Origin of the sequence: Streptomyces sp. NBC_01622 (genome assembly GCF_045209635.1) — a bacterium.
In the GTDB taxonomy this organism is placed as follows: domain Bacteria; phylum Actinomycetota; class Actinomycetes; order Streptomycetales; family Streptomycetaceae; genus Streptomyces.
Genome location: NZ_CP109293.1, coordinates 5,464,601 through 5,482,323 on the forward strand (window position 1 = coordinate 5,464,601; position 17,723 = coordinate 5,482,323).

The following is a 17,723-nucleotide window of genomic DNA, read 5'->3' on the forward strand; positions in this document are numbered from 1 at the left end:
GCCGCCTCCCTCCCTGCCGCATCATGGAGCCATGGAGTCGCACAACATCCGGCCCGGCCACCTCACCGCGCACCAGGTCGCCACGCAGCTCGGCATCACCCTCGGAGGCGTCCGCCTGCTCGTCCACCGCGGCCAGCTGAAGCGGTCCGGCGGCACACCCCGACAGCCCTGGTACGCCGTCGACGACGTCGCCGCGCTCCTCGCCAAGAGGCAGGAACGCGCAGTTGCTTGACCGCAGGTCAGACAGCGTGTAACGATCTCGGTGAACAACTGTGCCCCGAAGCGGCACCACAGACGCACGACGAAGCCCCGGCCGGATGCTCACCGGCTGGGGCTTTGCCGTGTCCGTCCGCCGCCCGGCGTCGGGGCAGAGGTGACCCCGCGGGATGTGCAGCGTCGGGCGGCGGACCCCAACGTCACAAGACGGCCACACGACCCAACACCGCCCCACGCGGGGCGCCATGATGCACCCTCAGCATCAGCATCCCTGGGGGAACCGTGAGCGACTACAAGGCAGTCCAGAGCGCCGTGCGCGTCGAGAAGCTCCGCATCTGGTTCGCATGGGGCTGCGGGAACTTCATCCTCCTCGCCATCGCCCTCGCCACCCAGCACGTCCACATCGTCAGCGTCGTCACTCAGGTGCTGCTCGTCGCCGGCTTCCTCGCCCTGACGGTCGCCCTCTTCCGCATGACCGGCGCTCTCAACCGCAAGGCCGCAGCAGCCCGCAACGAGGTGCTCGGCGACCTGTAGCGCGAGGAGGCGCCCGTGGCCGGTAACCCGCGCAACGGGCGCCCATACCGTCGGCTGTGCGCCTGGCTCCGCGCCCAGCGCCTCCCGTGTGCACGGTGCGGCCACAACATCGGATACGAGCTGGACGCCAAGCACCCGCTGTCGTTCACCGTCGACCACGTCGTGCCGCTGTCCAAGGGCGGCGACCTCCTCGACCGCGACAACGCCCGCCCGATGCACAGGCGCTGCAACTCGGCGAAGGGCAACCGGACGCCCGCACCACCCCAGCCCAAGCCTCAGCGCGCCTCACGGAAGTGGTGACCATGGCGACGGACCGGCTCACCATCCCGTTCGAGTGCCCCGCCTGCCACGAGACCGTGGACATGCCCACCGCCTCGCGGTACGAGTACGGGCGCCAGGTCGTTGCCATCGACACCGGACCTGTGCGCGAGCACGCACGTCAGCCCCACGACGAACTCCCCGACCGATGCTGTGGCTGCGTCGGAGATCAGTGTTGTAACTGCGGTGAAGCAGCGTGCTCTACGTCGTGACCGGTCCGCCGGCCTCCGGCAAGTCGACGTGGATCGACGCGCACGCCACGGCGCGTGACATCGTCATCGACCTCGACCGCATCACCCAAGCCCTCACCGGACCAGGCGCACCGCAGTGGAACCAGAACCCGCTGCAACTCCACGTCGCCCACCGCGCCCGCTACGCGGCCATCGACGCAGCCATCGAGGTACGCGACAAGGTCGACGTCTACCTGATCCACACCATGCCCAACCCCAAGGCGCTCGCCAAGTACAAGCGCCTCGACGCCCGCATCGTCGTCGTCGACCCCGGCCGCGAGGTCACCATGCAGCGCATCGCAGCCATGCGCGACACCAACATGCAGCGCGTCGCCAGCCGCTGGTACAACAGCCGGCCCAAGGCGTCACCAGGAGCAATGCCGCAGACATCGCGGGCCTGGTGAACATGATCGTCTCGGGTGGCCGACCCAGTTTTTGGTGGCCTTCCCGGGCGACCCAAACGCCCTTGTCGCCCGATTTTTTGCGCGGCGATTTTGAAAGATCAATTCGCGCGAACTCGGTTCGACCGTTTTAGCGGCGGTCACCCTGTGTGACGTGACGCTGCGTGATGGGCGGTGGTGATCATGAGCGTTCACGAAAGGATCAGCGAAGAGCTTGACGATCTTCGCGCGGACCAGACATCCCCAGGCATGGCGGCCGTCGCCCGCTCCCTCGCCAAGGCGATCGACGACTCGGACGCGCCGACCGCAAAGGCCGTCGTCGCCGACAAGCTCCGTCCCATCATGGCCGACCTCCGCAGGCTCGCCCCGGTCGAGATGAAGGGGGATGCCGTCGATGACATTGCTGAGCAGCGAGCGAAGCGCCGGGCCGCTGCCCGCGAGCAGGCCGCTGGTGGCTGACGGTCGCGTGTACGGCTGGCAGGAACCCCCGATCCAGGTCACGCCCCTGGCATCGTCCAGCGCGGGCCAGGAGGCGATTGACCTTGCGGCCCGCGCGGGCCTGGTCCTCGATCCGTGGCAGCAGCACATCCTGCGGGTCGGCATGGGCGAGAAGCCGGACGGCAGCTGGGCATCGTTCGAGGTCGCGGTGAACGTGCCTCGCCAGAACGGCAAGGGCGGGATCATCGAGGCCCGCGAGCTGTGGGGCCTGTTCATCGGCGGCGAGGAGCTGATCCTCCACTCGGCGCACGAGTTCAAGACGGCGAAGAACGCGTTCCGCCGGATCGAGCGCCTGATCCGCAGTACCCCTGACCTGCACAGACGCGTCAAACGGTACTGGCAGACCACAGGCGAGGAGAGCATCGAGCTGCACTCGGGGCAGCTGCTGCGGTTCATCGCCCGGAGCAAGGGCTCCGGCCGTGGCTTCACCGGCCACTGCAATGTGATGGACGAGGACATGATCCTCGGCGACAACGAGATGGACGCCCTGCTGCCCACCATGGCGGCGGTCCAGGACCCGCAGATCTGGTACCTCGGATCGGCCGGCATCGGCGGCCCGTCCGTACAGCTGGGGCGCCTGCGCCGCCGTGCGCTGGCGGCGATCGAGGCCGGCACGTCGGACCCGTCGCTGACGTACCTCGAATGGTCCGTCGACCCTCATGTCGACGAGTGCCCGAAGGACTGCACCGCGCACGACGACGCGGACTCCGACGAGGCGGTCCTCAAGTCCAACCCTGGTGTCGGCTACCGGCTGACGCTGGAGAAGGTCGCCAACGAGCGGTCCACGCTCAGCAAGGACGGTTACGCCCGCGAGCGGCTCGGCGTGGGCGAGTACCCGTCGGACACGGCGGATACGTGGCAGGTCGTCGGCGAGGACGCGTGGCGGGCGCTGGCGGCTGCGGAGTCGTCGCCGTCGGACCCGGTGGCGTTCGCGATCGACATGACTCCCGAGCGCTCGCATGCGGCGATTGCTGTGGCGGGCGAGTGGCGGGGCGGCACGCACGTCGAGGTGGTGGAGCACCGGCCGGGTACCGGCTGGATCCTCGACCGGGCCGCCGAGCTGCACGAGAAGTGGAAGCCACGCTGTTGGGTCGTCGACGCCGGCGGCCCCGCAGGATCACTCATCGCTGACCTGGAAGAACGTCTCGGCGTCGAGATTGTGTCGCCGAAGACCCGCGAAGTCGCCGCGGCCTGCGGCCAGTTCTACGACGCGGTGACCGAGCAGACCCTCAGCCACCTCGACCAGGCGCCGCTCGCGTCCGCACTGGCAGGCGCACAGAAGCGCCCTCTCGGCGATGCGTGGGCGTGGGCGCGGCGGATCGTCTCCGTGGACATCAGTCCGCTGGTCGCCGCCACGCTCGCCAAATGGGGGCTCGGCGCCGAGGTCGAAGAACAGTCGGACCCGATGAACAACATCTGGTGAAGGGACGCCCATGCCCGGCAAGGAGCCGCTGATGGTCCGCGCCGCCGAACCGCTCGGGGCAGCAGCCGGCGCCCTGTGGCGGGCACTGCCGGTCCTGCTGGGCTGGGCGCTGGTGTCGGTCGGTGCATGGCTGGCGTGGCCGCCTGCCGGGTTCCTGACGGCCGGCGGCCTGCTGCTGGCCGACCAGGTCGCCGACCGCATCACGACCCGGAGGAGGCCCGGATGAGCTTCATCCTCGGGCGTGAACGGCGCGCGGCCATGTTCCCCAGTCCGCCGATCCTGCCGAACTCACAGACCGGCGGCGTCGGCGGGAACTACTCGCAGGTGAACCTGGCGCAGACCGAGGCGAGTCTGCAGAAGGTGGCCGTCTGGTCGTGCGTGAACCTGGTTGCCACGGTCGCCGAGACGATGCCGATCGTCTACCTGCCCCGTCCGCGCGACCCCCAGCCGCTTCCGCCCTGGATGGCCGACCTCGGCGGAGACGGGTACGGGCTGCCCGACTGGACGTATCAGTACGTGTATTCGGCGATGCTGCGCGGCAACACCACGGGGCTGATCGGGGCGAAAGACCGGCTGCGGGGGACGCCGACGCAGATCGTGCTGGCGCACCCCGACCTGGTGCATGTGCGGCCCGATGAGGACGGCAAGCCCCAGTGGACGGTCAACGGCCGGCAGGTCGAAGCCGACCAGGTGTGGCACCGCCGCGTGCACCCCGCGCCGGGCCGGCTTCTGGGACTGTCGCCGATCGCCCTGCAGGCCACGACGATCGCCACCGGTATCGCCGCGCTGCAGTTCGGCTACCAGTGGTTCAAGGAGGGCGGCCACCCGTCCGGGATCCTCACGTCGGAGAAGGAGCTGGACGAGAAGCACGCCCGGACAGCGAAGGAACGGTTCCTGGCCGCCATCCACGGCCGCAGGGAACCCGCCGTGCTGGGCGCCGGCTGGAAGTACCAGCAGATCCAGATCGCGCCGAACGAGTCGCAGTTCCTGGAGACGAACAACTTCACGGCCGCCGAGTGCTGCCGGATCTTCGGCCCCGGCTTTGCCGAGATCTTCGGCTACGAGACGGGCGGCTCGCTGACGTACAGCAACATCGAGCAGCGCTCCCTGGACCTGCTGACCTACGCCGTGGATCCGTGGCTGGTGCGCCTGGAACGCTCACTGTCGCAGCTGCTGCCGGTCGGCGAAGTGAAGTTCAACCGCAACGCGCTGGTCCGCACGGACCTGCTGACCCGCTTCAAGGCACACACGCTGGCCCTGCAGAACCAGTGGCAGACCGTCAACGAGATCCGCGACATCGAAGACCAGGGCCCGGTGGCGTGGGGCGACAAGCCCGTTGCACCGCCGCCGACACCGGCGAAGGTCCAAGACAGCCCGATGGGAGGCAGCTAGTGGCCGACAAGAGTGAGCGCGCCAAGACCACCGGAGTGCTGCACCGCGCCTACCCGGTGAAGCTGGAGGTGCGCGCCAAGGAAGGCGCCTCCGGGGTGTCGACGATCGCCGGATATGCGTCGGTGGTCGAGGAGCCCTACGAGATGTGGGACTGGCTCGGCTCGTACTCCGAGGTCGTGCGGGGCGGGGCGTTCGCCAAGACGCTGTCGGAGAACCCGCAGGTGCAGCTGCTGCTGAACCATGGCGGCCTCGCCATGGCGTACACGAAGGCCGGCAGCCTGCGCCTGTCCGAGGACTCGACGGGGCTGCACATGGAGGCCGATGTCACCGGTGCCCGCTCCGACGTGCAGGACATGCTGCTGGCCTTGCAGGACGGCAGCGTCGACGAGATGAGTTTCGCGTTCCGTGTGACCCGGCAGATGTGGTCTCCGGACTACGACCAGCGGGACATCCTTGAGGTGGACCTGCACCGTGGCGATGTGTCCGTCGTGAACTTCGGCGCGAACCCCGCCACTACTGTCGCCCCCGCGCTGCGGGCGGCCGACTTCGACAAGCTCGGCGACGCCGATGTCCGCGCGCTCCTTGAGCGCCTGCAGCGTCGCCTGGCGGAGCCCGAGCCGCCGGCCGGGAATCCGCTGTCGCTGTACCTGGCCCAGGCCGAAGCCCTCGCCCTGTAGCCATTTCCGCCTGCACCACCTGACGCGCCGGACCTCACGCCGGAGCGCGCTTTCGCGCGCCACCACCTGGGGCACCACCCGGACGGTCAGCGGGCGCGACCCACCCAGTCACCGATCACCAAGGAGTAAGCCATGCTCGCATTCCTGCGCACGCAGATGCAGGAGCTGCTTGAGCAGCGGGGCGCGCTGAAGACCGAACTCGATGAGGTCCTCAAGACGCCGACTGCCGAGAAGCGCAGCCTGACCCCCGACGAGGACAAGGCGTTCGTCGAGAAGCGGGACGCCATCAAGGGCAAGGACGCCGACATCGAGTCGGTGCAGGCCCGCATCAAGGAGCTGGAAGAGGTCGAGGAGCGCGGCGCCAAGGCGGCCGAGCTGCGCGCCCAGTTCGGGCAGGGCAGGGCCGAGGGTCCCTCGGTCACGGTGGTGTCCGAGCCGAAGACCTACGAGCGCGGCGCGAAGCACTCGTACTTCCTCGACATGGTCCGCTCCCAGCTCGGCCGCGGCGACGGCGACGGCGGCGTCACGGCCGCGCAGGAGCGTATTCGCCGCCACGCCCAGGAACTCGAAGTCGAGATGCCCAAGCGGGAGCAGCGGCGCGCCCAGCTCGCCGAGAAGGAGCTGCGCGCCGTCGACCGGGGCAGCGTGTTCGAGAAGCGCGTCAACCCCAACCGCACGGACGGGCAGGGTGGTTACTTCGTGCCGCCGCTGTGGCTGGTCGACCAGTACATCGACCTGCCGCGCTTTGGCCGCACCTTCGCGAACACCGTGCAGAACCTGCCGCTGCCGTCGGGTACCGACTCGGTGAACGTGCCGAAGGTGGCCACCGGCACGGCGACGGGCGTACAGACCGCGGACGCCGGCACGGTGACGTCCACCGACATGACGGACACTTTCGTGACCGCCCCGGTGCGCACGATCGCCGGCCAGCAGGACATCGCGATCCAGCTGCTCGACCAGTCCCCGGTCGCGTTCGACGAGATCGTGTTCGCCGACCTGATCGCCGACTACAACCAGAAGCTGGATTCCCAGTGCTGGTCCGGCTCGGGTACCTCCGGCCAGCTCAAGGGCGTCCTGAACGTGTCCGGCATCAACTCCGTGACCTACACGGACGCCACGCCGACGCTGCCCGAGCTGTACGCGCCGATGATGCAGGCGCTGTCCCTGTCGGCGAAGAACCGCAAGATGATGCCGACGGCGGCCTTCCTGACGCCGTCGCGCTGGTTCTGGATGGCCTCGCAGCTCGACTCGCAGAACCGGCCGTTCATCCTCCCGGAGACCAACGCCCCCTTCAACCCGCTCGCCCTGCAGACCGGCGGCGACGTCGAGGGACCGGTCGGACGGGTGCTGAACTTCCCGCTGCTGGCCGACGGCAACATCCCCGCCAACCTCGGTGCCGGTACGAACGAGGACCGCATCGCCACGATGCGCACCTCCGACCTGTATCTGTGGGAGGGCTCGATGCGCACCCGCGTGCTGCAGGAAGTCCTGTCCAACACGCTGCAGGTGCGGCTGCAGGTCTACAACTACGCGGCGTTCATGCCCGACCGGCGGCCCGAGACCATCTCGGTCATCTCCGGTACCGGCCTGATCGCGCCGTCCGGCTACTGACCCACACCCCCTGTGCGCAGGCCCGCCCTTCCATCGGGGCGGGCCTGCGCTGTCTGGAACGGAGAACGCGATGCACGACCGCATTGCCGAACTGCGTGGGCTCCAGAACGAGCTTGCGACCTGCGAGAACGGGCCGCGCCGCGAGACGCGGGCCCCGGTAGCCGGCGACGTCAAGAAGGAGATCGCCCGCGTGCGGGGCGAACTCGAAGAGCAGGCCTCCGCCTTGGAGGGGCAGGCCAAGGAGCTCATCGAGCAGGGCCAGGACGGTCTAGCCGGGCAGGCCACCGAGGAGGCCCGCAGTATCCGGCTCGCCCTCGACCCCGAGCAGGAGACGGCCGTCGAGTCGAAGCCGCGGCGTACCGCCACCCGCCCGAAGTAGGCGCGCCGTCCATACCGTCCGGCCCGGCGCCCGCCTCCGCTCCAGTGCGGGCGCCGGGCCGGGCTCTGCCGCACAAGTCCGTGGTGAGGGGGCTCGATGAGCTATGACCTGGGCGCAGTCGTCCCGCTGAGCATGAAAGTGCAGGACGCCTCGGGGGCGCCGGCCAACGCCGGGAACATGCGGCTGACCATCACACTGCCCGACGGCACCACGACGGTCGTCGACCCGGTCACGCCTGCGTCCACGGGCGTCTACACCCACGGCTACCAGACCGTGCAGTCCGGGCTGCACCAGGTGCGATGGCTGGCCACGGGCGCCAACGCGTGTGCCTCAACGGATGTGTTCGACATCCGCGCGGCTGCGGCACCGATGCTGTTCTCCCTCGCCGACGCCAAGGACCAGCTGGCCATCCCCGCCACCTCGACCGGTGACGACGACGAGATCCGGGACTACATCGCGGCCACCACCGTGGCGGTCGAGTACTTCGTGGGCCCGGTCATCCGGCGCACCGTGCGGCAGGTACTGCAGGGCGACAGGGGGGCATGGGTGCTGCACACCACGCCCGTGCTCAGCATCACCTCGGTCACGCCTGTACAGGTGTGGCAACTGGGGATCGAGATGGGCGTCCTGGACGTCGACACCGAGACCGGCATCGTGCGCCGCACGGACGGCATCTGGTTCTACTCCGGCGACTACCGGGTCGTCTACGAGGCGGGCCGCGCCACTGTGCAGCCGAACGTGAGCCTCGCCGGGAAGCTGATCCTGCAGCACCTGTGGCGTACCCGGTACGGGGCCGCGCGGGGCGTGTCGAGCGCTGACGACTTCCTCGCGACCGAGCAGGTGCCCGGCTTCGGCTACGCGATCCCGAACCGTGCTCTGCAGCTGCTCCAGAACGACCGGCAGTTGGACGGTTTCGCATGATGACCTCCCGCGTTCCGGCGGCCGTCGATGCCCTGCTGGCGATCCTGACCGCGGCGCCCGCCTTCGCCGAGGTGGACGTCGTCGACGGGCCGGCGGCCGTCAACTACACCCGGCTGAAGCGCCTGTATGTGGGCTGGCAGCCCACGTCGGCGGCGGCTGTGTCCCTCACTCAGGACTTCAACGCGGCCGGCGCCCGCACCCGGGACGAGGCGTTCACGATCGCCTGCTACGCCGAGGCCCGCGCCGGCGACACCGTCATGAAGGACCGGCGCGACGAGGTGTTCGCGCTCGTCGGCGAGGTCGAGACCGCGCTGCGTGCCACGAACTCAGCGCCGACTGCGCCCACTTTGAACGGCGCGGTGCTGTGGGCGCACCTGACCGCAGGCGACCTGACCCAAGTGCAGGCGGAAGGCAGCCTCGCCGGGCTCGCTTTCACGGTGACCTGCCAGGCCCGTATCTGATCCACCCCATCCGAGAAGGAGTACAGCCATGGCGCGTGTGCGCTACCTGGGCCCGGAGCCGGTGACCGTGCCCGAACTCGGCAGCCGCGAGGTCCAGCCGGACGAAGTGGTCGAGGTGCCCGACGAGCGGTTCGAGGGCTACGTCTGCCAGCCCGCGAACTGGGAGTCCGTCGAGGAGCCCGGCGCGAAGAAGAAGACCAGCGCGGCCAAGGCGTCGCAGAACCAGGAGGGCTGATCCATGGCGATCGGATCCGGGCTCGGCGCCCAGCTCGGCATCAGTGCCGAGTCGACCTACGGCACGTTCGTGGCATCGACCAAGTTCATCGAGTTCACCAAGGAATCGCTGGTCCTCAAGAAGACGACTGCCCAGTCCGCGGGTATCGCTGCCGGGCGTCTGCTGCCGCTGTCGTCGCGCCGTGTGGTGACCCAGACCGAGGGGTCCGGCACCGTCGACATGGAGGTCACCAACAAGGCCATGGGCCTGCTGCTGCAGGGCCTGATGGGGACCTCCGTCACCCCGGTACAGCAGGTGGCTACGACCGCCTACCTGCAGACGCACACCCTCGCAGACACGATCGGCAAGAGCCTGACGATCCAGAAGGGCGTGCCGCTCACGACGGGCACGGTGACCGACAAGACCTTTCTGGGCTGCAAGATCATCAGCGCGGAGTTCTCGTGCGAGGTCGGGCAGATGCTCACCGCGACCTACGAGTTCGACGCGAAGGCGTGCGACGAGACACAGACACTGGCGACGGCCTCGTACCCGTCGATGTCCCCGTTCCACTTCGGTCAGCTCGCGGTCAAGACGGGCACCTTCGGGACAGAGGCCGCGCGGGACGGCATCCGCAAGATCTCGGTGAAGATCGAGCGCCCGCAGGCTGTCGACCGGTTCTACGCCGGGCAGGCCGGTACGAAGAAGGAGCCCATCTCCAACGACCAGGTGAAGATCACCGGGTCCATCGAGATGGACTACGTCGACACCATCCTCGACGACCTGCACACCTCCGACGCCGCGACGTCGCTGGTGGTCGAGTTCATCGGCCCGATCATCGCGTCGACCTACGCCGAGACGTTCCGGATCAAGCTGCCCGCGATCAAGTTCGACGACGCTCCGCCGACCGTCGAAGGGTTCGCTGTCGTCAAGCCGACGCTGAACTTCACGGGCCTGTACGACGGCACGAACCAGCCGGTCATCGAGTACATGTCGACCGACGTCACCCTGTGAACCCCTCGTGGTCCAGGACATTCGTATAGTCGGCACCGGCCAGCTGCTCGAACTCCAGCGGCGGCTGCGCCGGGCCGGCCACGAGAACATCCGCTCCAGCATGCAGCGCCGCATCCGGCGTGCGGCCGAGCCGCTGCGCGACGACCTCCAGGACGCCATCGAGCACCTGGACATCCGATCCCAGGGCCGCGGCTCCGGGAAGCGCGGCGGCCCCTCGCTCACCACACGCCCGCTGCGGGCGTCGATCGCCGCGGCGATCCGCATCTCGGTGCGCACCACCGGCGACGTCGGCGCCCGCGTGTGGCTGGACCGTTCGCTGCTGCCGCCGGACATCCCGATGGGCGTGGTCAACCGGCTCAACGAGGGCCGGCTGCGCCACCCGGTGTTCGGCAACAAGCGCCGTTGGGCGCAGCAGACCGCCACCCCTCTGTGGTGGGACAAGACCGAGCGCAATCACCTCGACCGCATCAACAGCGAGGTCGCCCGCGTCGCGGACGACGTGCGCCGTCACCTCGAATAGGAGCACCCCGTGATCATCGTCTACAGCCCGGCGGACGGCGAGAAGGAAGAGTTCGACGCCAGCACCCTGCGCGTCTCCGAGGTGTCGATCGTCCAGCGGACCATCGACATGAAGTGGGACGACATCAAGGCCGGGCTCGCCAACGACGACCCCGAAGCCATGCGCGGCGTGGCCTGGGTGATCAAGAAGCGCAGCAACCCGCCCCTGCGATACGCCGAGTTCGACCCCGGTATCGAGGAGATCGACACCCGCCTCGACAAGAAAGAGGTCAGGGCATGGATCGGCGAAGCCCTCTCCCTCGCGGCGGCCAACCCGGAGGTCACCGGCGATGACATCGCCAAGGCTCTGAGCGGCTTGCCCGACGCCGCGCAGGATCCGGAGCACGCACGCCAGCTCATCGCCGAGATGACGCAGGACCCAAAAGAGGAGCCGGCCGCGCCACAGGAGGCGGCGGAGGCGAGCGACTCGGACCCGAGCCGGACCCCGACGTCGACCACGCCCGCACCGACTACCTCGGACTCTTCGCCCACATCCTCCACATCCCGCCGCAAGCAGTCGACGACCTGAGGGTCGACGACTTCTACAGCCTCATCGCCTGGATCGACACCAACCAGGCACGCGCTGCCGAAGGGGGATGACCCGTGCGTCTCGACTTCATCCTCGTCGGCCGCGACCACCTGTCCCGAGTCCTGGACCGGGCAGGCGACGCCAGCAACCGGCTCGGCCGCCGCCTGCTGACCACGTCCATCAACTCGGATGCGGCGGTCCGCCGGTTCACGAACAACGCCAGCCGCAACCTGGCCGGAATGCAGCGGGACTCGGAGGCCGGCGGCAAGGCCCTTGAGGAGCTGAAGAAGGCCACGATGCTGCTGGCCCCGGCAGCGATCCCCGCCGCCGCCTCACTCCTGCCGATCGCGGCAGGCGCGGGCGCGGTAGCAGTGGCCTCCGGCGCCATGATCGCGGCGATGGTGCCGCAGATCGCCGCACTCGGCGAGGCGGCCGACGCCGAGAAGAAATACGAGGACGCGGTCGCCCAGCACGGTGCCGTCTCCGCTCAGGCCATCCAGGCGCAAACCGCCTACCAGCAGTCCGTAGCCAAGATGCCCCCGGCGACGAAGCAGGCCGCCGCCGCCCTGGTGACGCTGAAGAAGGACTATCAGGGCTGGTCGGACAGCCTTGCCGGCGACACGATGCCCGTCTTCACCAAGGGCCTGGCGCTCGCCAACTCGCTGCTGCCCAAGACGAGCGGCCTGGTCAAGGCTGCGAGCACGGAGGCCAGCCGGTTCGAGACGATCGTCGGCGGCGAGATGGCCTCGCCCGGCCTGGACCGCCTGAACGGCAAGTTCACCAGCTTCGCCCAGAAGACGCTGCGCAACGTCAACGACGAGATCGTCCACCTGCTGCGGGCAGGGCAGGGAACCAACGTCGGCGGCCCTGCCCGCGAGTTCATGGACTGGGCGCGCGCGCAGGGCCCGACCGTGGCGGGCGTCCTGAAGAGCGTGGCCACAGCCCTGGTCCACCTGTTGCAGGCCGGAAGCGATGTCGGGGTCGGTCTGCTGCAGGCCGTCGAGGTGGTGTCGCGCCTGGTGTCGGCTGTGCCGCCCCAGGCCATCGCCATCTTCCTGCAGCTGGCGCTGGCGCTGAAGGTCACCAAGGCTGCCGCCCTGGGCCTCGTCGCCGCCCGCACGGCTGTGGCCGCGTTCGCCACTCAGGTCGTCGCGATGCAGACCGCTGCCGCCGGCGCACCGGGCCGCCTGCGTGCGGTGGGCGCAGCGATCGGCGCGATGTCCCGCAGTGCGAAGGTCGCCCTGGTCGGGACCGGCATCGGGCTGCTCATCCTTGCACTGACGCAGCTGTCGTCGATGGGGAAGAAGGCGCCTCCGGACGTCGACAAGCTGACCACCTCCCTGGGCAAGCTCGCCCAGACCGGCAAGGTCACGGGCGAGGCGGCGCGTGCGTTCGGCGCCAACCTCGGCGGACTCGCCGACTCGCTGCGCACCCTGAGCCGTCCCTCGAACCTGGACAAGACCCAGCAGTTCCTGACCTCCCTGGTCGGCATGGACTCGACGCCGGTCGCGGACGCCAAGAAGGATCTCGACGGCGTCGACCAGGCCCTTGCCGGACTGGTGCAGGGCGGCAAGGCGGACCTGGCCAAGGCCGCGTTCGACCGGGTCGCGGCCTCCATGCGCAAGCAGGGCATGTCCACCTCCGAGCTGCGCTCACATCTCGGCAGCTACACGTCGGCCCTGGCCGACCAGTCGTTCGAGAGTGAACTCGCCGCGCAGGCGCAGGGCCTGTTCGGACACCAGGCGCAGAAGACGCAGGCCGCCCTCGCCGCGCAGAAGCAGAGCGCGGACGGGCTGCGGCAGTCAATCCAGGCACTCAACGACACCAACCGCAGCGCGCTCGGCGGGATGATCGGCTTCGAGGGTGCCATCGACGCCGCGTCGAAGGCCGCGAAAGACAACGCCGGCGCCTTGTCGATGCACAACGGTGTCCTCGACCTGAACTCGGCGAAGGCGCAGGCAGCCGCGTCCGCGCTACAGGATCTCGCCGACAAGACAGACGCGGCCGGTACCAGCCAGCGTGAGGCGGGCGCGAGCTGGGAGACGGTCAACGGGATCTACACGCGGGGCCGTTCGGCGCTGATCAAGAACGCCGAGGCGATGGGTCTGTCGAAGGATCAGGCCAAGGCTCTCGCTGGCCAACTTCTTGAGATCCCGACTGATGTCACGCCCAAGATCCAGATGAACACGGAGGACGCGAAGGCGGACCTCGCGGCGTTCAACGCGGCCGTGAAGCAGAGCCCCGGGGAAAAGTCGGTGACGCTGAAGGCGTTGTCGGCGTCCGGCGAGCAGGTGCTGGAGTCGTTCGGGCTGAAGGTAAAGAGGCTGCCCAACGGCTCGGTCACGGTCTCCACTAAGGGAGGCGCGCTCTCAGCCATCGCCAACATTGCGGCGGCACTGCGGAACCTGAACGGCAAGACCGCCACGACGTGGACCTACCACAACGTGCGGACGACCTACTCGACCGCGGGCAGCGTCTCGGGCGGCAAGTCGGTCCACGGCATGGTCGGCGCGACAGGCGGCCTGTTCACGGGCGCCGGGTTCCGGCACCGCGGGTACAGCGACGGCGGCCTGGTTGGCGGCCCCGGCACGGAGACGTCCGACTCGATCTTCGCGCCGTGGCTGTCGAAGAACGAGTTCGTCGTCAACGCCCGCCGCACCCGCCAGTACCTGCCACTACTGAAAGCCCTCAACTCCGGCAAGCTCTCGCTCGGTTCGCTGACCGGGACCGGCGGCACGGCGGCAGCCGGGATGGAAGCCGGCCGCGGTCTGGCCTCAGGCATGACCGGGGCGGCCGGGCTCGTCGGCAGGGCGGCCCGGACGATGGCCTCCGCGGTCGAGACCGGGATCCGGGACGAGCTGGAGATCCGGTCGCCGTCGAAGAAGACGAAAGCCTTGGCGGCGGATGTCGGCAAGGGCTTCATCGTCGGCCTGACCAGCACCCAAGCCAAGATCAAGTCCACGTCGAAGGACCTGGTCAAGGACATCAAGACGGCGTTCTCCGGCAAGAAGGAGAGCGGCCTGGTCGCGATGGTGGACCGGGACACGAAGAAGCTCCTCACCGCTGCGGCCAAGCGGGACAAGATCGCGGCCACGATCGCCGCAGCGAAGGCCTACGCGTCCGACGTCACCAAGAACGCGCGGGAGGGCGCGGGCCTGTCCAACCTCGGACTGGAGCCCGAGCAGGTGTCGGCGGGGAGCATCAAGGCGGGGCTCGCGTCGAAGCTGGCGCAGGTCAAGCAGTTCACGCGGTACATCGACATCCTCGCGAAGAAGGGCCTCAACAAGGGGCTGCTGCGGCAGATCCTCAACATGGGCCCCGACGCGGGCTACGCCTACGCGAGCGCCTTGGTCGGCGCCGACAAGGGCACGTTCAAGTCGATCAACTCCCTGCAGAGTCAGCTCGACAAGAGCACGACGACGCTCGGACAGGTGGGCGCTGACCGGCTGTACGACAGCGGCAAGAACGCCTCAAAGGGCTTCCTCACTGGCCTTCTCTCACAAGAGAAGGATCTTGAGAAGGTCATGGAGAAGCTGGCCAAGTCGATGCAGAAGAGTCTGAAGAAGGCTCTCGGCATCAAGTCGCCCGCGACCAAGATGATCCCGCACGGGATCAACACCGCCCGCGGCGTGGCCGTCGGTGTCCTCGCAGGCCTGCCCCACGTCGACCGCGCCATGGAGACGATGGCCGGCCGGATGGCGGGACGTCCCGCAGTCGCCGGCCGACCCGCTGTCGCAGGCGCGGGAGGCGGCACCGTCTACAACGTCCAGGTCGACGTGCACGAGGCCATGGACCCCGTCGCCGTGGGCCGCGAGTTCCAGCGCGTCCTGGTGCAGTTCGGCCGCGTTCAAGGCGCGACCGTCTCGCTGAAGGTAGGGGGGTGATCGCGTGGCCCTGCTAGTCGAGACGGGCTGGGGTGGTCTGATCCAATACCCCGCCACGATCACGTGGACGGACATCAGCACCTACGTGGACACCGTCACGGGGGTGACCATCACCAGGGGTGCCTCCGACGAACTGTCGGAGACCCAGCCGGGTACAGCCTCTCTGAGGCTGGACAACCAGGACGGCCGCTTCACCCCGGGCAACGCGTCCAGCCCGTACTTCCCCTACGTGCGGCGCAACGCTCCGATCCGGATCAGCGTGGCCGTCATGCCCACGCTGTCCGGGTCCGCGCCCTACCCGCTCGCCATGCTGGGTGACGCCTTCGACGACGGCCGGGTCAACTCCACCCTCTGGGTGACGAACACCGGCGGGGCCGGACTCGAAACCGGCAAGGCGACGCTGGCCATCACGATGGCCCCGGGCGTGGACACGAACTTCACCAGCAGCCGGCAGTGGAAGCTGCAGGGCAGCAAGCTCACCGCGAAGCTCGCGGCCGTGCCCGCGCTCAACGGCAGCTCCAACTGCGCCGCGTCGATGTGGGTGCTGGCCGTGACCTCCGGGACACGGATCGGCTGGCGGTACGACGCGGGCACCGGCGTGCTCGCCGCCATGTCGCAAGTCGGGTCCTCGGACGCCACCCCGACGAACCTCACGTACAGCGCGATCGACCACGCGTGGGTGCGGGTGCGGGAGTCGAGCGGCACCGTGTACTGGGAGACATCCGGCGACGGCTACGCGTGGACGACCCGCCGCACCCTGGCCACTCCCGCCTGGGTCACGACCGACACCGTAGCGGCGGACTTCCCCACCACCCGCACCGGCGGCACCTCCGGGTTCGTCGAGTGGGCGCTGGTCGGCGCCGAGATCAGGCCCCGCTTCTACGGCGTGGTCAACGAGTTCCCCGTCGACTGGGAAGGGCTGTCGTCCCACGTCTCGATCTCGTGCACCGACCTGTTCAAGCGGCTCAACAGGCTGCCGACTCTGCGGTCGATGCTGACGGAGGAGATCGCCAACTTCCTCCCCGACGCGTACTACCCGCTCACCGAGCCGGACGATTCCACCAGTGCCGGCGACGTGTCCGGCAACGGACTGCCGTCGATGGCCATCACCCAGGTCTCGACCGGCGGCACGCTCACCATGGGCACCGACACCGGACCGGACGCCACCGGCGACAGCACCCCCACGTTCACCCCGTCCACTGCCACAGCCGGGCTGTATCTGACGGTCGACCTCGGCGCGGCCACCCAGCAGGCGCTCTCGGCCAACCAGTTCTCCGTCGAAGGCTGGTTCAAGACCACGACCACCGGCCGGGCCATCCTCGGCCTGTACTCGGCCGACCTGCAGTGCGTGCAGGTCGTGTCGCTGTCGGCGAGCGGCGCGCTGCAGATCGAGTGGACCGACTCCGGATCCAGCACCCTCACCGTGACGACGGTCGATGGCACGAGCGGCCTGGCCGACGGGAAGTGGCACCACTTCGAGTGGAGCCAGACTCTCAGCGGGAGCGTCGCCGTCGACGGCATCATCGTCGACGCGTCCGTCCCCGTCACGGACGGATTCGACCAGCGGTTCCTGCACATCGGCGGATACCGCGGCACGCGGCTGTGGTCCGGGTCCCTCGCCCACGTCGCGCTGTACGCACGCCCCTCGATCGGCAGCGTCCTCGCCACCCACTACGCCTCGGGGATGACCGGGAACGCGGGCGAAAGCGCGGACACCCGGATCGCCCGGTTCTGCTCATACGTGGGCCTGGTCGACGTCATCGTCCAGGGAAGCATTTTCGACCCGATCGCATCCCAGGGGCCGGGCGGTACCGGCGCGGTGGCGCGGATGCGGGAAGTGGAGAGCACCGAGTCCGCGAAACTCTTCGCGGCCCGCGACCAGTACCTGATGACCTTCCAGTCCCGCGACGTGCGCTACAACCCGTCGCCTGCCGGCGAATCCTTCACCGTCGCCTACGCCGACTTGGAGACCAAGAGTGTCGGGCTGGCCGACGACGACCAGAAGCTGATCAACAGCCTGGAGGCGTCCCGGCCGGGCGGCGCCACGCAGAAGGTGACCGCGCCCGCGAGCATCCTGGCGTTCGGCGTCTACGACCCGGGCGCTCTCTCCATCCTGAAGACCAGCGACAACTCCGTGCTGGACGCCGCCTACTGGCGGGTGTCCCGCTACGCCAACCCGGGGCCGGAACTGCGCGAGGTGCCGGTCGAGGCCTACACGATGTCCAACTACCTGGGCATCCTCGCCGCCGACATCAGCTCCTACTTCTCGGTCACGTCGATGCCCGCGCAGGCGCCGTTCTCCTCGGTGCGCGTCACGGTCGAGGGCTACACCGAGACGATCAAAGAGCGCAGCCACTTGATCCAGTTCCACACCAGCACCACCAACGGGGACTCCGTGTGGGTGCTGGACGACAGCACCTATTCCGTCCTCGACTCCACCACCCGCCTCGCCTACTAGGAGCCCGT

At 68.9% G+C, this 17,723-nt stretch carries 19 protein-coding genes; all 19 read left to right on the plus strand.

The window, feature by feature from the left end:
- Positions 1–31: 31 nt before the first annotated feature.
- Positions 32–232, plus strand: a complete 201-nt coding sequence (locus OH768_RS24945; RefSeq protein ID WP_406457090.1) for a hypothetical protein — start codon at positions 32–34, stop codon at positions 230–232.
- 266 nt (positions 233–498) lie between these two features.
- Positions 499–750: a hypothetical protein gene (locus OH768_RS24950; protein WP_406457092.1), complete on the plus strand. Its 252-nt coding sequence runs from the start codon at positions 499–501 to the stop codon at positions 748–750.
- A gap of 15 nt (positions 751–765) precedes the next feature.
- Positions 766–1,050: an HNH endonuclease signature motif containing protein gene (locus tag OH768_RS24955; protein ID WP_406457094.1), complete on the plus strand. Its 285-nt coding sequence runs from the start codon at positions 766–768 to the stop codon at positions 1,048–1,050.
- A 214-nt stretch (positions 1,051–1,264) separates the two neighbouring features.
- Entirely contained in the window at positions 1,265–1,702 is a 438-nt protein-coding gene (locus OH768_RS24960; RefSeq protein WP_406457096.1) for an AAA family ATPase, read from the plus strand.
- Positions 1,703–1,882: 180 nt separating this feature from the next.
- Entirely contained in the window at positions 1,883–2,158 is a 276-nt protein-coding gene (locus OH768_RS24965) for a hypothetical protein (protein WP_406457098.1), read from the plus strand.
- A complete protein-coding gene (locus OH768_RS24970) occupies positions 2,151–3,620 on the plus strand; it encodes a terminase (RefSeq protein ID WP_406457100.1) in 1,470 nt (489 codons plus the stop codon). Before OH768_RS24965 ends, OH768_RS24970 begins: the two co-directional genes overlap by 8 nt.
- Before the next feature lie 10 nt (positions 3,621–3,630).
- A complete protein-coding gene (locus OH768_RS24975; protein ID WP_406457102.1) occupies positions 3,631–3,846 on the plus strand; it encodes a hypothetical protein in 216 nt (71 codons plus the stop codon).
- Positions 3,843–5,012, plus strand: coding sequence for a phage portal protein (locus tag OH768_RS24980; protein ID WP_406457104.1), 1,170 nt, complete (start codon positions 3,843–3,845; stop codon positions 5,010–5,012). The genes OH768_RS24975 and OH768_RS24980 overlap by 4 nt, the downstream gene beginning before the upstream one ends.
- Positions 5,012–5,689, plus strand: a complete 678-nt coding sequence (locus tag OH768_RS24985) for an HK97 family phage prohead protease (RefSeq protein ID WP_406457106.1) — start codon at positions 5,012–5,014, stop codon at positions 5,687–5,689. Before OH768_RS24980 ends, OH768_RS24985 begins: the two co-directional genes overlap by 1 nt.
- Before the next feature lie 132 nt (positions 5,690–5,821).
- Positions 5,822–7,300 (plus strand): phage major capsid protein, encoded by a 1,479-nt coding sequence (locus tag OH768_RS24990; RefSeq protein ID WP_406457108.1) that lies wholly within the window; start codon positions 5,822–5,824, stop codon positions 7,298–7,300.
- 70 nt (positions 7,301–7,370) lie between these two features.
- Entirely contained in the window at positions 7,371–7,679 is a 309-nt protein-coding gene (locus OH768_RS24995; protein WP_406457110.1) for a hypothetical protein, read from the plus strand.
- Between the two features lie 96 nt (positions 7,680–7,775).
- Positions 7,776–8,600 carry a hypothetical protein gene (locus tag OH768_RS25000; RefSeq protein ID WP_406457112.1) on the plus strand — a complete coding sequence of 275 codons (825 nt, stop codon included), beginning with the start codon at positions 7,776–7,778 and terminating at the stop codon, positions 8,598–8,600.
- A complete protein-coding gene (locus OH768_RS25005; protein WP_406457114.1) occupies positions 8,597–9,061 on the plus strand; it encodes a hypothetical protein in 465 nt (154 codons plus the stop codon). Before OH768_RS25000 ends, OH768_RS25005 begins: the two co-directional genes overlap by 4 nt.
- 28 nt (positions 9,062–9,089) lie before the next feature.
- Complete coding sequence (locus OH768_RS25010; protein WP_406457116.1) at positions 9,090–9,296, plus strand: hypothetical protein; 207 nt, start codon at positions 9,090–9,092, stop codon at positions 9,294–9,296.
- Positions 9,297–9,299: 3 nt separating this feature from the next.
- Positions 9,300–10,286, plus strand: a complete 987-nt coding sequence (locus tag OH768_RS25015) for a phage tail tube protein (RefSeq protein WP_406457118.1) — start codon at positions 9,300–9,302, stop codon at positions 10,284–10,286.
- 7 nt (positions 10,287–10,293) lie between these two features.
- Positions 10,294–10,806 carry a hypothetical protein gene (locus OH768_RS25020; RefSeq protein ID WP_406457120.1) on the plus strand — a complete coding sequence of 171 codons (513 nt, stop codon included), beginning with the start codon at positions 10,294–10,296 and terminating at the stop codon, positions 10,804–10,806.
- A gap of 9 nt (positions 10,807–10,815) precedes the next feature.
- Positions 10,816–11,373 (plus strand): hypothetical protein, encoded by a 558-nt coding sequence (locus OH768_RS25025; RefSeq protein ID WP_406457122.1) that lies wholly within the window; start codon positions 10,816–10,818, stop codon positions 11,371–11,373.
- Positions 11,374–11,447: 74 nt separating this feature from the next.
- Positions 11,448–15,257: a hypothetical protein gene (locus tag OH768_RS25030; protein WP_406457124.1), complete on the plus strand. Its 3,810-nt coding sequence runs from the start codon at positions 11,448–11,450 to the stop codon at positions 15,255–15,257.
- 4 nt (positions 15,258–15,261) lie between these two features.
- A complete protein-coding gene (locus tag OH768_RS25035) occupies positions 15,262–17,715 on the plus strand; it encodes a LamG-like jellyroll fold domain-containing protein (RefSeq protein ID WP_406457126.1) in 2,454 nt (817 codons plus the stop codon).
- The last annotated feature ends 8 nt before the right edge of the window (positions 17,716–17,723 follow it).